General features: G+C 33.9%; 10 protein-coding genes and 2 pseudogenes. 6 read left to right on the plus strand and 6 right to left on the minus strand.

Annotation, left to right across the window (positions count from 1 at the left end; all coding sequences use genetic code 11):
* Window positions 1-156: pseudogene (locus AZF08_RS15740) on the minus strand (IS6 family transposase); the annotation flags it as partial.
* A gap of 166 nt (window positions 157-322) precedes the next feature.
* On the opposite strand from AZF08_RS15740, the gene AZF08_RS29930 reads away from it, so the two are divergent.
* The 3 genes from AZF08_RS29930 to AZF08_RS15755 all read left to right on the plus strand — a co-directional run bounded on the left by AZF08_RS29930 (window position 323) and on the right by AZF08_RS15755 (window position 4,502).
* On the plus strand, window positions 323-742 hold the full coding sequence (locus AZF08_RS29930) for a hypothetical protein (RefSeq protein ID WP_033679139.1): 420 nt from the start codon (window positions 323-325) through the stop codon (window positions 740-742).
* The gene (locus tag AZF08_RS15750) at window positions 717-1,145 is read left to right on the plus strand and encodes a GIY-YIG nuclease family protein (RefSeq protein WP_033679138.1); all 429 of its coding nucleotides are present in this window, start codon (window positions 717-719) and stop codon (window positions 1,143-1,145) included. The genes AZF08_RS29930 and AZF08_RS15750 overlap by 26 nt, the downstream gene beginning before the upstream one ends.
* Window positions 1,146-2,084: 939 nt before the next feature.
* Window positions 2,085-4,502: a zinc-ribbon domain-containing protein gene (locus tag AZF08_RS15755; protein WP_033679137.1), complete on the plus strand. Its 2,418-nt coding sequence runs from the start codon at window positions 2,085-2,087 to the stop codon at window positions 4,500-4,502.
* A gap of 420 nt (window positions 4,503-4,922) precedes the next feature.
* Here the strand turns inward: AZF08_RS15755 and AZF08_RS15760 are convergent, their stop codons facing one another.
* Both AZF08_RS15760 and AZF08_RS15765 read right to left on the minus strand, forming a co-directional pair.
* Window positions 4,923-5,171, minus strand: a complete 249-nt coding sequence (locus AZF08_RS15760) for a hypothetical protein (protein WP_033679136.1) — start codon at window positions 5,169-5,171, stop codon at window positions 4,923-4,925.
* A 47-nt stretch (window positions 5,172-5,218) separates the two neighbouring features.
* Window positions 5,219-5,890, minus strand: a complete 672-nt coding sequence (locus tag AZF08_RS15765; protein WP_200875246.1) for a hypothetical protein — start codon at window positions 5,888-5,890, stop codon at window positions 5,219-5,221.
* Between the two features lie 745 nt (window positions 5,891-6,635).
* Between AZF08_RS15765 and AZF08_RS30795 the strand changes: the two genes are divergently transcribed.
* On the plus strand, window positions 6,636-6,797 hold the full coding sequence (locus tag AZF08_RS30795) for a hypothetical protein (protein ID WP_063177306.1): 162 nt from the start codon (window positions 6,636-6,638) through the stop codon (window positions 6,795-6,797).
* 252 nt (window positions 6,798-7,049) lie between these two features.
* On the opposite strand, the gene AZF08_RS15775 is transcribed toward AZF08_RS30795, so the two are convergent.
* A complete protein-coding gene (locus AZF08_RS15775; protein WP_063177307.1) occupies window positions 7,050-7,370 on the minus strand; it encodes a hypothetical protein in 321 nt (106 codons plus the stop codon).
* Between the two features lie 233 nt (window positions 7,371-7,603).
* On the opposite strand from AZF08_RS15775, the gene AZF08_RS15780 reads away from it, so the two are divergent.
* Window positions 7,604-9,853: a glycoside hydrolase domain-containing protein gene (locus AZF08_RS15780; RefSeq protein WP_235604060.1), complete on the plus strand. Its 2,250-nt coding sequence runs from the start codon at window positions 7,604-7,606 to the stop codon at window positions 9,851-9,853.
* Between the two features lie 76 nt (window positions 9,854-9,929).
* Window positions 9,930-10,616, plus strand: coding sequence for an IS6 family transposase (locus tag AZF08_RS15785; protein ID WP_063177308.1), 687 nt, complete (start codon window positions 9,930-9,932; stop codon window positions 10,614-10,616).
* A gap of 266 nt (window positions 10,617-10,882) precedes the next feature.
* Here AZF08_RS15785 and AZF08_RS15790 read toward each other — a convergent pair whose 3' ends face one another.
* Both AZF08_RS15790 and AZF08_RS15795 read right to left on the minus strand, forming a co-directional pair.
* Window positions 10,883-12,418, minus strand: coding sequence for a hypothetical protein (locus AZF08_RS15790; RefSeq protein WP_051726004.1), 1,536 nt, complete (start codon window positions 12,416-12,418; stop codon window positions 10,883-10,885).
* Window positions 12,419-12,899: 481 nt separating this feature from the next.
* Window positions 12,900-13,349, minus strand: a pseudogene (locus AZF08_RS15795) (transposase); the annotation flags it as partial.
* Between the last annotated feature and the right edge of the window lie 96 nt (window positions 13,350-13,445).

Consider the following 13,445-nt stretch of genomic DNA (forward strand, 5'->3'; position numbering starts at 1 on the left):
ATGAACCCAGCGCATGATGGTTGTTGGGTGAACCGAAACACCACGCTCTTTCAAGATTTYAGATACATCACGATAGCTTAAAGAAAAACGACAATAGTAGCCKACGRCTACTAAAATAATATCCTTTTTAAACTGTTTTCCTTTAAAATACCCCATATAGCATTCTCCTGCTCACACTTTTTCTACAGGTTATCTCAGTTTAGAAATCTATATCCTTTTTAAACTGTTTTCCTTTAAAATACCCCATATAGCATTCTCCTGCTCACACTTTTTCTACAGGTTATCTCAGTTTAGAAATCTTTGCAACAGAACCGAAATTACTTTGTCTGGAAATATCAATAATGAGAGGTTAGCAACGGATTTTGAAAACCACTTTTGGAATCCTACAGAAGGAACACTTTTTATTGGACTACAAAAGAACATGCTAAGTGTTAAATTAATTCAAATATATGATCAACATGCCGAAGATGAAGTGTTTTTAATTCCACTGCAAGATTTATCATATGTTACTTCATTAGTAAAAATAAAGTGGGGAATGTATCTAGTTGTAGTGTCCTTTTATAATAATCAAGGGATTGTTGTACATAAAAGGGAAATAAATACTAGTATCCACAAAGATAATAGCCAAGCGAAAGAACGATTGTACAAATTTTTTCTCGAAATCAATTCAATTTTGAGTAAATGGAAAACTCTTTTGGAAAAAGGAGAGTATTACGATGAAAGACAAATTTATATTGTATAATAATCCGAAAGAATCGGTTTTTGTTTTTGAGGGAAAAGAAGAATTCATGTATCCATATTTATTTATTGATGCCAATGATATTAAAGATAATTTACACATGAATTGTAAAGCAGTATATGTATTGTTTGAGTCAAAATCTCATTACCCTAATACACCACTTTATATAGGTAAATCATCAAAAGTTCGCGATAGACTACTGTATCATTTAAAAGGTTATGAGCCTATAACAAGATTTTATGCCAACAGAGGATTAATTAATTTTGTACTCATATATTTTGAGATAGGACACTATACGAGTGATCATACGAATTTGATTGAAAAACAATTAATAAGAGACTATAAGCCATTGTTAAATACACAGTATATTAAACCTTTCCAAGAAAAAAGAATGAGAATGAAATAGTAAAAGACTTGCGGGTCTTTTCGCAAATCTTTTGTATTGACTGAATTACCTTCATTTTAAAACGAACATCATTGTTTGTTCCTCCCAACATATAAAAAAAAGATAAATTCACCTTGAATCAGTGCTTTATCTCTTTTTAAATGTACTTTCACTTTTTCTTTGTAAATTTACCACATGTATGACTTACAGATTGCTCTTCAATTCATAAGTATAGCTTATTTTTTAAGGTTTTAAAATTGATTCTCCCATTTATTAAGGGCTTTTATAACCTTTTTTCTTAAACGAGGCTTTAATTTTGTTAGTGTATTTTCTAATTGGGGTCACCATATCATTTCGAGAAAATTGTACGCTAAGTAGTTTAAAAAGGTTGTTTGGATTTAATAAATGTTTTCAGATGTATTTATAAACGTGATAAATCTTGATTTTATAAGGAAACAAGTTGTGTTCTTATCTTAATTTTCTGATAAAAATGAGATTTACAGTAACAAAATGTTTTAAATATGATAAAATAAAATTACATTTGAAAAAGAGTAGTGGGTTCAAGTCGTTATTTACATGAACTCCAAAGAAAAAAGCCAAGTTCTATAATAGATTTGGCTTTTTTCTTTTTATGAACTTGCAACTAAAAATAGCATTATCTTTAAATCCTTGTTAGGGGCAAAGATTTAAAGAAGAGTTTAGCTTAATTATATTTTTACATAAATGTTATATATAGTAAATTGATATTTTTTGCACTAAATATTATAAATATTTAAAAATTTAATTCTTACATTATCTATATGTAAAGTTATAATTGGTGGGTTTTACAAATTGTAAAAAGATGTAAACTTAGTTTTACTTTTACATATGAACCGTCCTAAAAAGTGAACGAGCGTTTAAAAAGGTATATTTTCTTTAAAATTTAGGTATTATCAACCAATCAAGAAGGAGGTGGAGAAAGTGCCTATAAGGAAGGATATAGGAGAAATTCAAAAATTCGCCCAAGCCAAGGAGGGAGTCTGTTTATCTAAAAGATACATTAATAATAAGCAAAAGTTATTTTTTAAGTGTAGGGAAGGTCATATCTTTCAAAAACGTTTGAACGATTTAAAATCGTATGATAGCTGGTGTCCATTCTGTGCTAAGGTCAGAAAATTAACTCCTGAATATGTGGAACATATACTTAAGGATCTGAAAGAAGAAGAAGTGAGTCTTTCGCAAGAATTATCCAAAAGCACAACACATAATCGGCTGTCGATTAAAGATATGTGTAAACTTGCTCAACTAAATGATGGTAAGTGTTTATCAGAAACTTATGTAAATATTATGACGCCTCTAGAGTGGGAGTGCCGAAAAGGACACAGGTTTGAAGCAACACCTAATAATGTTAAAAATTCTAATACATGGTGTCCGTATTGTAGTAATAAAAAAGTATGTGATGATAACTGCTTAGCAACTGTTTACCCTGATGTTGCGGCAGAATGGCATCCAATATTAAATGGAGAGCTAACGCCATATGAAGTAGTGTTTGGTTCATCGGAACGCGTATGGTGGCAATGCCGATTTGATGAAAGCCACACATGGCAAACAAGAGTAGTAGATCGATTAAATCGAGGATGTCTAAGATGTTGGAAAGGGCAAAAGACATCTTTTCCAGAACAGGCAATTCATTTTTACTTGAAACAAGTGATGGAAGGCACTGGAAATAAATTTCATCATGAAGCCTTTAAAGATAAAAAGCAAGAAATAGACATCTATATTCCATCTGTTCAATTTGCTGTGGAGTATGATGGAAGACCTTTTCATGATAGAAAAAGACAACAGGAAAATGATGAACAGAAAAATTACGTTCTGAAAGAAGAGGGAGTCAAACTAATACGAGTACGTTCTGATGGATTACCAATTATACAGTTACATGAAGCATTATTATTGACTCATTATTATTCGCAGGGTCGTTATTATTCATCTTTAGATGGAGTGATTCTCGAAATTTTTATTTCTTTGGATTTACATCTCCAAAAACAATATCCATCAATTTATGAAAAGAAGAAGGACATAATTCGAAAAGTCACGCAATCTATTTCTTCGTATAATGATCGGTTAGAAATCTTGAGTCAGTACCGTACTAATAAAAAAGAAAAAAGTTTAAAAGTGTTATTTCCAGAAATTGCGGCAGAATGGCACTATACAAAAAACAGTGTGGTAGGGCCAGAACATATTTCTGCTAATTCTCACAAAGTTGTATGGTGGCAATGTAAGCAAGGACATGAGTGGGAAGCGCCTGTGAAACAACGAAAAAACGGAAGGAGAGATTGTCCGATTTGCAACTCCATTTTTACAACACACTCTGATATAGCAGCGCAATGGCATCCAAAATTAAATAAAGGAGCCCTTCCATACGGTATTACATATGGATCAGATGTTCAAGCTTGGTGGATTTGTTCATGTGGATATGAATGGAAAGAGGAAATAGCTAAAAGAACAGGAAGAAAAGACAAAGGCTGTCCAGTTTGCCGAAACAAAATCTTAAATCAATTATCTTCATTACAGAGTAAATATCCAGAAATTGCGGCAGAATGGCATCCGACATTAAATGGAGATTTAACACCAAATGATGTTTTACCAAACTCCAAAGAATCTGTGTATTGGATGTGTCGAAACAATACACAGCACGTATGGAAAACGAGTATTGCGTATCGAGTGAATAGAAAAACAACTTGTATATATTGTGCAGGTGCAAGAACATACTTTGAAAATGGATTTGCTTCTCGATATCCTAAACTTATGGACGAATGGTGTTATGAACAAAATAAGGGAATTAATCCTGATGATCCATTCTTAAAACCTATGGAAAAAGTATGGTGGCGCTGTAAAAGGAAACAGAACCATATCTGGGATATGCCCGTTTGGTATCGTATAAGAGGAGAAGGCTGTCCTTATTGTGCCAAAAAACGCGTGTTGACAGAAGAGAGCTTTGCAGCCCTACATCCAAAATTGCTCTCAGAGTTACATTCAAAATTGAATGAGGGAGTAGACCCATGGCAGTTAGCACCTAAATCAGGGAAAAAAGTGACATGGCAGTGCAAGAGGGATGAACGGCATATCTGGGAAATGGGAATTAATAGACGTACTCATCATGGTGAGGGTTGTCCGTACTGCTCAAAGACACGCGTGTTGCCAGAGGAAAGCTTTGGTAATCACTATCCACATTTAGCAAAGCAATGGCATCCTACAAAAAATAAAAGAGGCCCTTACGGATATGCTCCTAATTCAAAAATGGTTGTATGGTGGTTCTGTGAAGAATGTAATCATGAGTGGAAAGAGGCGATGGTAAAACGTACAACTATAAAAAAACAGAAACCTTGTTGTGGTAAATAATAAATTTGGATATTTTTGCCCATCCCTTCGAGAAATCAAGACTAAAATGAAGAAATTATAGAAAAAATAAGGCTTCCTACTTTGTTTATATGAACACAAAGTGGAAAGCCAGTTTGGTTTAAATTGTTCGGCAATTGCGCCCTTTTCTTTAAGTTCTACTCGAGTTAAAACAACAATTGTTGTACTATAAAGTTAATAAAACATATGTTGTTTTAAAACGATTACCTTTGTTCGGCAATCGCGCCCTTTTCTGGAATAATTAAAAGATGGCCTCAGCCTTAAAATGTTTAATTCTTCTTTCACTAACGCCCCCGTTAGCCATCCATGAAGCCCTGCTTCACCACAGAATATGTAAGAAAACTACTTCTTTCATGGTAGTTTAAGTACGTTTCTTCACAATCACAAAGACTTAATAAGAGCTTATAACTTTTGAAATTCTCTGGACTTGCAGGAAGGACATTGAGCAGTAGACAAATCGGTGTCATCATGAACCCATTTATCATGACAAAGAGAGCAGTGTAAAACAGTATGCTTTTCTTTAAATTCCATTGATTCTTTTCTGTATCGTTCATAATCTCCAGGGAACATATCCGCTAATGTGCGATACACAAAATTGCCAGTACATTCCTTTCCGTTCCAGTATTCCTTCCCATTTTTGTATTCAATCATATTTTATCTCCCCCCACAATTTATAATTTATATATCATTACAATCATTTACCTTACTGATGACATATAGCGGTTATATAGATTAGAACATTCCTTCATACAGTCCAAATATATATTTCTTATTTCCTCATTCGGACATAATTTTAGGTAACTTTCACTTTTCAATAAGGAAATAAGAGGTTTCATTTCGTAATAGTATTCGTAATTTTCCTTTTGTATTAAAAGTTTTTTATAACCTTCTAATATCTTAAAATAATAGTTATCCATCAAACGATATTTACACTTCGATAACTCTGAATAATAAAAACTGTTTATTTCCCCCGATATATATTTAGCAAGATACATTTCGTTATCTCCTAAATAAGCAGGAGTGGCTTGTGAGTAGTAACGATACTCACCATCATTATACAGTTTTTTGGATATACGAAATTTATGCCATTTCATTACTTCCTCGTAACGAAATCCTAATGCGAAATAGATACTTGAAACCATAACAGGTTTACGTTTCAATAAATAATCGATAATAGTAACAATCAAATCACTTTCATCAAGAATAGTAATCGAAGCCCAACAAATATAATTGTTGTCTAAACTACCTACGATACACACTTCTTTATCAGGGCTAACATAAATATCAAAATATATTTCTTTATCATCTATTTTATAATTAGGTTTTTTACAATTATTTTGATTAACCAAATTATATTTTTCTATATCCAATACCAAGACCTTCCTTCTATTGAATTAAGTATTAATAATTTTTATTTCTAATTCATTATAAAGATTAATTATTCCTGCTTAAACTAAACTGCCCGTTAGCCATCCATGCAGTGGAAAAATCATCGCTGCACCACAGAGGATGAAAATATAGTGAACTGTCCATACTGGTTCTTAATCCAGTCAATCCATAGATCAATGAATTGTGGCTCTCTCCATTTTTTTTTAACGAATGAGAAGGGGCTTCTTTGGTATTGTCTTTTTTCGAAGTTACAGAAGTTTATTTTCATGGTAGTTTAAGTACATTTCTTCACAATTTCATACTGTTTTTAATTTAAATATCCAATTTTGTTATGACGCCTTATTCCATTAAATGGCCCTTTAACGGAATAAGGGGTACGGAAACATGACTCAAGTGTTTTAAACAAACGTTTGATTAATAGAAAACGGCTGAATAAAAAACGTCCCGAAAACGATCATTTTTAGGATAATTAAATTCCAAGCGATTTTCACTCTATTTTTATCGGAAAACTTTCCCAAAAATCATTTTAAAAACTATATCCCTAATACGTAAGTTTATGAATTATAGTAAATTGGAATAAAATAACTTTATCAACAACTGTTATAGATAAATATAGTAAAATATACATAGAGTAACAGCTCAAAAAGTAAAATGGTGATTCAAGTTAAAAAGTACTCATTTGAGTGCTTTTTTCTCTGTCTTACATACACAAAAGGGGATTTCAGCATGAATATTATCGACTTAGAACTAGTACGAAAGCGAAAAATAAAGGAAAATAAAATGATTACAATACCCATTATTGAACGGGTCTTTAAAGTAAATGGAGAAATTCTGTTTGAAGTAACTGGTGAAAAAGAAATTCCTATTGCTTGGCTAGAAAAAGAGTAGATATCTCTGTCCTTTATCTAAACAAGAACCTGTAGTATTCCTACAAGTTCTTGTTTATTTTTTTAGAAAACCGAAAGTAAACTTTTAGATATTTGTTTACATTCATTCCCCTTTAATCATTGACTTCAAAACAAATCACTTGATATCTTCAAAACCACCAAAAAAAGTATACATTCAAAACACTGTAAATCAAGGGGTATCTTTGTTACAAAAAATACTCAAAACAAAATAACCAACCCTAAAAAACACATATTAAAACGAAATCAAAAGACAAACAAACCAAATTCCAATAAAAATTATAAAAAATATCGAAAAACATAAGTTAAAAATTAATACCCCTTTACTATATTCTTTTTTACCTAAAGCAATATACGAAAATATAATAGAACCACCCAAAGGAACTAATAAAGCATATAAAATATATGTAATATCATCTCCAAGACTTCTATGTAAATTACCAGAATCCAAATAAATAAAATCATTATAATAAGCAATATATATATATATTGCTATACAAAAAATAATATTCATTCCTATTGCAAAACAAGTATTTTTACTCCATAATATCTTCATTTTTATTCTCCTTTTAAACACCTTATATATTGTAAATAATCCCACTAAAAACATTAACATATAATGTAAATGTTTTTTTATAAACATCGACAAAAAACTGAGAAAAAAGGGGACTTTTCATATCAAATATAACCGTAAAATTATTACCAGAAAAGCAATAAAGCTTTTCATTAATATATTAGATGAAATCATGAAGTAATCTAATGTAAATAATTAAAAAAGAGGTAATAAACATGGATCAAATGGTAAAAAAAGCACAGGAATGGGTAAACAGCACATATAAGGGTAGAGCTGGTTATAAAGAAATTGAAGTAACTGGAAAAACAGGTTGGTCTACAATGGGTGCCTTAACACAAGCATTACAATTAGAACTTGGAATTACAGAAACATCTACAAGCTGTGGCCCTACTACATTGAAAGAACTTGCAAAAAAATGTCCAATTAGTACAACATCTAATACAAACGCAAATATTGTAAAAATTATTCAAGCCGCTTTATATTGCAAAGGTTATGGACCTGGTGGCATTACAGGAACATATGCACCTGGTACACAATCTGCTATTGCTTCTATGCAAAAAGATTTAGGCTGTACACCAAATGATGGCGCAGTAACTCCTAAATTATTAAAAGCACTATTAACAATGGATGCTTATGTATTAGTTAATAACGGAAGTGCAAAAATTCGAAGTATCCAACAATGGTTAAACAGCAAATATATCAAACGCGCTGACTTTTTCTATATGCCTTGTGATGGCCATTATTCACGTGATGTACAAAAGGCTCTAATGTTTGCTATTCAATATGAAGAAGGATTACAAGATGGTACAGCTAACGGAAACTTTGGTCCAACAACACAAGATAAAATTAAATCAGTCGTATTAAAAGAAGGTTCAACAGGTGCTTTTGTGTACCTATTCCAAGCGTCTCTTATTTTCAATGGTTACGATGTACCGTTTGATGGTAAATTTTCAACAGCTGTAACTACACAATTAAAACAATTCCAAAACTTTTCATTATTGAAAGCAACTGGAGTTTCAGATTATCAAACATGGGCTTCTCTATTAGTAAGTACAGGAGACCCAGAGCGTCAAGGTAAAGCTTGCGATTGTATTACAGAAATTACTCCGGAACGAGCAAAAACATTAGTCGCAGCCGGTTATGAAACAGTAGGACGTTATTTAACAAACGCTAAAGTAAAAAATGCTAAAAATAAAAAAATTCAAGGCGGAGAAATGCATAACATTTTCAGAGCTGGCCTTAGCATTTTTCCTATCTACCAAACAAACGGTGGAGATAAAAACTATTTTAATGCTTCACAGGGTAAAGGAGATGCAATTGATGCTTTTCAAGCCGCTTTAAATTATGGATTCCCATATGGAACAACTATCTATTTCGCAGTAGATTTTGATGCAACAGGTGACGATATTAAAAACAAAATTTTACCACACTTCAAAGCAATCAACGAACAAATGAAAGAATTAGGAAGTTATTACAAAATTGGAGTATATGGTTCACGAAACGTATGTATTCAAGTATCAGACCAAAAATATGCAACATACAGCTTTGTCTCTGGTATGTCTACTGGTTTTAGTGGAAACCTAGGATTCCCATTACCAAAAAATTGGGCATTTGATCAAATTAAAGAATACGCGATTGGGAGCGGAAATGGTTCTATAGCAATTGATAAAGATATTAAATCAGGAAGAGATTCAGGTTATAAAATTTCAGAGAAAGAATTCAATCAATATGAATGTATTGTAGTTTCAGCAAAAGAAGGACCAGAAAGAGGATTTAGATATAACTTTATTGAACCAGCAATCAAAAAAATTCGAGATCTTAAACAAAAATACGATAATCATAAAACCCACGTAACTTGGATTATTGAAAGAAACCTATATTCAAATGAAGAAATTTTCAACTTTGGAGAAACCGCAACACATTGGTCAGTAGATGTTGTATTTGTTGATAATAAAGATCAGTTAATTAATTATATTAATACACAATCTACTAATGGTACTGGAAAACGTTTAAATAAAATTATAGATTTTTCATGGTTTGGTCATGGTCATAGAGGATATCTTGATTTTGGAGCTCAATATCAAGCTGACGCAAAATATAAAGGGCATTTCCATAAAGAAGATATTCAACGTTTACAAACAGACGCCTTTGCACCAGGAAATATAGCAGATTCTTATGCTTGTAATACAGGAACAAACGTTGAAGGTATCAGCTTTGCACAACTTTGGGCCAATAAAACTAAAGGGATTATGACCGCTTGTGCAGACGGTCAAACTGTTTATAATTACATTACAGTTTGTGCTAAAACATCTCCTATCCAATGGTTAAAAGAACACGATGCAGCAGATAAAAATAGAGCTAGAACAGGATATTCAGAATATGGTTCCCTTAGATATCCTGAAACAGGGGATGTAAATAAAGATAATCCAAATCCACATTGGGTAGTATTTAAACCAAAAGCATAATAAACTAAAAGGTTCTGTTGCAAAGTTTTCTAAGCGAAATTAAAATGTAAGAAAAATGATTCGGGGAGCATGATGCATGAGATATTTTAAAGGAAAACAGTTCAAGAAAGATATTATTTTGGTAGCCGTCGGCTATTATTGCCGTTTTTCTTTAAGTTATCGTGATGTATCTGAAATCCTGAAAGAACGTGGAGTTTCCGTTCACCCAACAACCATCATGCGTTGGGTGCATGAATATGGAAATTTGATTTATCAAATTTGGAAGAAGAAAAATAAATCAGCACATTTCGCATGGCATTTAGATGAAACCTACATCAAAGTCAAAGGAGAGTGGTGTTATCTTTATCGTGCGATTGATCAAGAAGGATACACCTTGGATATCCAACTTCGTAAAACAAGGGATCATCAAGCCGTCTATATGTTTATGAAAAGGTTAGTGAAAGCTTTTGGAGAACCAACGGTTCTCACAACAGACAAGGCTCCTGCCCTACTTTGTGCGTTCAAAAAACTGAAAAATAACGGTCTTTATGTGCATACGAAACATTGCACCGTTAAGCATCTCAATAATCTCATCGAACAGGATCATAGACATATCAAGCGATGTTTTGCCAAATCCGCAGGATTTCAAAATCTTCGCCATGCTTCACGTACCTTGAAAGGAATCGAAACCATTCATGCTATATATAAACGAAACCGCAGTTTGCAGCCAAACTGCGGTTTTTCAACGCACAAGGAATTACACAAATTATTAGTCACTGCCTAAATGGTCCCCCCTCATTTATCAATACCTGTTTCTGCTTTTTTAAACTTTGCAACAGAACCTTATGAGACATAGAAAAGTTGTATACGACGCCTAAGATATCAAAGACGGTTTTACTTTTTCTTAATTCTTATTATTGAAATTTCTGAAGTGGCTCCGAAAAATTGATTTATCAACGTTGTTCATGTTAAAACCCCTTGATAATCAAGGGGTTTTATGTTTGATTATAATTCATGTTAATCTTTAGCTAATTGGCCACGACAATTAGGTCAAGTTAGTGGAACTGGTCCTTGCCAAGGTTCGGTATTAACTACCCACATAACGTTTATACGCCCATACTTATCTACGAAAAACAAGTCAATTTGCTCGTCGGTTTGGCGCGCAGTCGCTAGGTTCGTACCTAATGAAACGTAATTTGGTTCAGTTAATGGAATCGGTCCTTTCCAAGGTTCGGTATTAACTACCCACATAACATTTACACGTCTCTGCTTGTCTACGAAAAACAAGTCAATTTGTTCATCGGTTTGGCGCGCAGTTGCTGGAATCGTAGACACTGGAACGAAGTTCGGTGCAGTCAAAGGAATTGGTCCTTGCCAATTTCCGGTTCCGACTACCCACATGACATTTACACGTCCCTTATCATCTACGGTGAACAGATCAAGTTGCTCGTCGGTTTGACGTGCAGTCCCCCCAATCCGACTGAAGAACGGTTTGAATACCGTAGTTAGTGGAATCGGTCCTTGCCAATTTCCGGTTCCAACTACCCACATGACGTTTACACGTCCTGAAGTGTCCAGGAAAAATAGATCAAGTTGCTCATCTGTTTGATGTGCAGTCACAAGAGTCATTCCCGTACTATAAGAAGTATACGGCGCAGTAAGAGGAATTGGTCCTTGCCAATTTCCGGTTCCGACTACCCACATGATGTTTACACGTCCTTGTTTATCCACGAAAAATAAATCAAGTTGCTCATCTGTTTGATGTGCGGTTGCTATACCTGATCCAGGTATAGCAACATTTGGTGCAGTGAGAGGAATTGGTCCTTGCCAATTTCCGGTTCCGACTACCCACATAACGTTTACACGTCCTTGGTTATCCACGAAAAATAGATTAAGCTGTTCATCTGTTTGATGTGCGGTTCTCAATACCGCATCAGATGGAACATAGTTCGGCGCAGTGAGAGGAATTGGTCCTTGCCAACGTCCGGTCCCGACTACCCACATAACATTTACACGTCCTTGTTTGTCCACGGCGAATAGATCAAGTTGGTCGTCTGTCTGGCGTGCGGTTGCTAGCGAACCGCTGAAACCACGCTTCTCCCAAGAAGAACACCAATAATCTATGAGTCCATGTATTTTGTAAAACAGAGTACTTAATGGTGAAGAAGGAATACTCCCTACAATTGGTTCATTGTATACTCTCGCTGCGGCACCATGAAGAAATTGATTATGTAATCCCCTTTCAATAAACAATCCAAGTTCATCTAGGGATGCAAAAGGAGGATTGTTAGTCAGTATTCGTTTTTCATCCGCTTCAAATTGAGAGTTCCAGCCGGCGCTGGCTACCTTAAGTTCTTGTGGAATTGATGTCCATGGTGCAACAGCATTTTGATCCGCAAATGGTTGAGAATCGTACCACGCATGAAATTTAGCTATGAAATTTTGATGAAATGTTATAAATTCTAAACCTGCACCAGGGTTTGGAGGCAAGATTTGGCGTGTTGGAAGATCAGGGTGAGCACTAGGAATATGCCAAGCGTGATGTTCATGATTAAGGTATTCAGGAAAATTAGGTATTGTGGGCATTTTATCGGCCACCTTTTGTTAATATTTTTAATTCAATTGGTCAGATTTTAATATTCCAAATTTATAATCGTTTATTCTTGTCAAAACAATATTTTACGTATTATGTACATGTGAGATTAACATAACGTATCATTATTAGTAGTCAACAGTAGATATAACTTCTGTTATGAAAGTTTTTTATAATTGAGGAAGTCCATATAGAAGATATGTTGGTTTTAAAAATATAGTAAAATTAAGTTATCGCAATATTGGAAAAGATGGAACTATAAGAAAGTACAAGTTAAGGAGTAACTAGATGTAAACATTGACGGTATTTTGGTAGGAATCTTTATAAAGACCTGCGGTAGTATGTCAACTGAAAAATAAAAGCGTTTGAAGTTATCAAAGGACAATTTGCTAAAAAAAGACATCACCAAACTAGACCAGTAAAGAATGTAATTTACTGGAAGGTGATTGAAAGGTAGCGATGACAAATTTTATGTCACACTTTCACGCACCTTTCTGGCGTAAAGAGTTGGTGACTACGTAGTAGCGCATCCACCAATCGCACAAGTTTTCTTGCGGTTAGAACGAGTGCACGTTTGTGTTGATGTTTTGGTACTTCATTATATTTTTTTACGTAATATTCTTGGTAATCTGATACATGCCTTCTTACAGAGTTGGCGGCTTCAACTAAGTAATAACGCAAGTAGTGATTTCCATTACGAGATAATGAAGTGTTTTCTGCGGTGAAACGACCAGACTGGTGTGTACGCCAATATAATCCGGCATATTTTGCTACCTTGGTTTCATCTTCAAATCTTTCGATTTGACCAATTTCAGCGATAATACCGGCGGCGAATATAGGACCAATTCCAGGGATGGATTCGAGTGTTTGAGTTAATCCAGCCATGATTCGCTTAATGGACTTTTCTAGTTCTTTGATTGGTTCTGGTGCAAAAACTCTAAAGTTCTCGCAAGTAATCTCCTAAACTTGGACATACTGATAATATTACTCTAAAAAGGTGTGTGATCGGTATGGAAAAGG

The sequence above is a fragment of the Bacillus gaemokensis genome, from assembly GCF_001590835.1.
GTDB classification, from domain to species: Bacteria; Bacillota; Bacilli; order Bacillales; family Bacillaceae_G; genus Bacillus_A; species Bacillus_A gaemokensis.

Bases quoted from the DNA above. Each gene is read 5' to 3' on its own strand.
- AZF08_RS15750 (WP_033679138.1), top strand. From the start codon at position 717: ATGAAAGACAAATTTATATTGTATAATAATCCGAAAGAATCGGTTTTT.
- AZF08_RS30795 (WP_063177306.1), top strand. From the start codon at position 6,636: ATGAATATTATCGACTTAGAACTAGTACGAAAGCGAAAAATAAAGGAA.
- AZF08_RS15790 (WP_051726004.1), bottom strand. From the start codon at position 12,418: ATGCCCACAATACCTAATTTTCCTGAATACCTTAATCATGAACATCAC.
- AZF08_RS15780 (WP_235604060.1), top strand. From the start codon at position 7,604: ATGGATCAAATGGTAAAAAAAGCACAGGAATGGGTAAACAGCACATAT.
- AZF08_RS15785 (WP_063177308.1), top strand. From the start codon at position 9,930: ATGAGATATTTTAAAGGAAAACAGTTCAAGAAAGATATTATTTTGGTA.
- AZF08_RS15760 (WP_033679136.1), bottom strand. From the start codon at position 5,171: ATGATTGAATACAAAAATGGGAAGGAATACTGGAACGGAAAGGAATGT.
- AZF08_RS15775 (WP_063177307.1), bottom strand. From the start codon at position 7,370: ATGAAGATATTATGGAGTAAAAATACTTGTTTTGCAATAGGAATGAAT.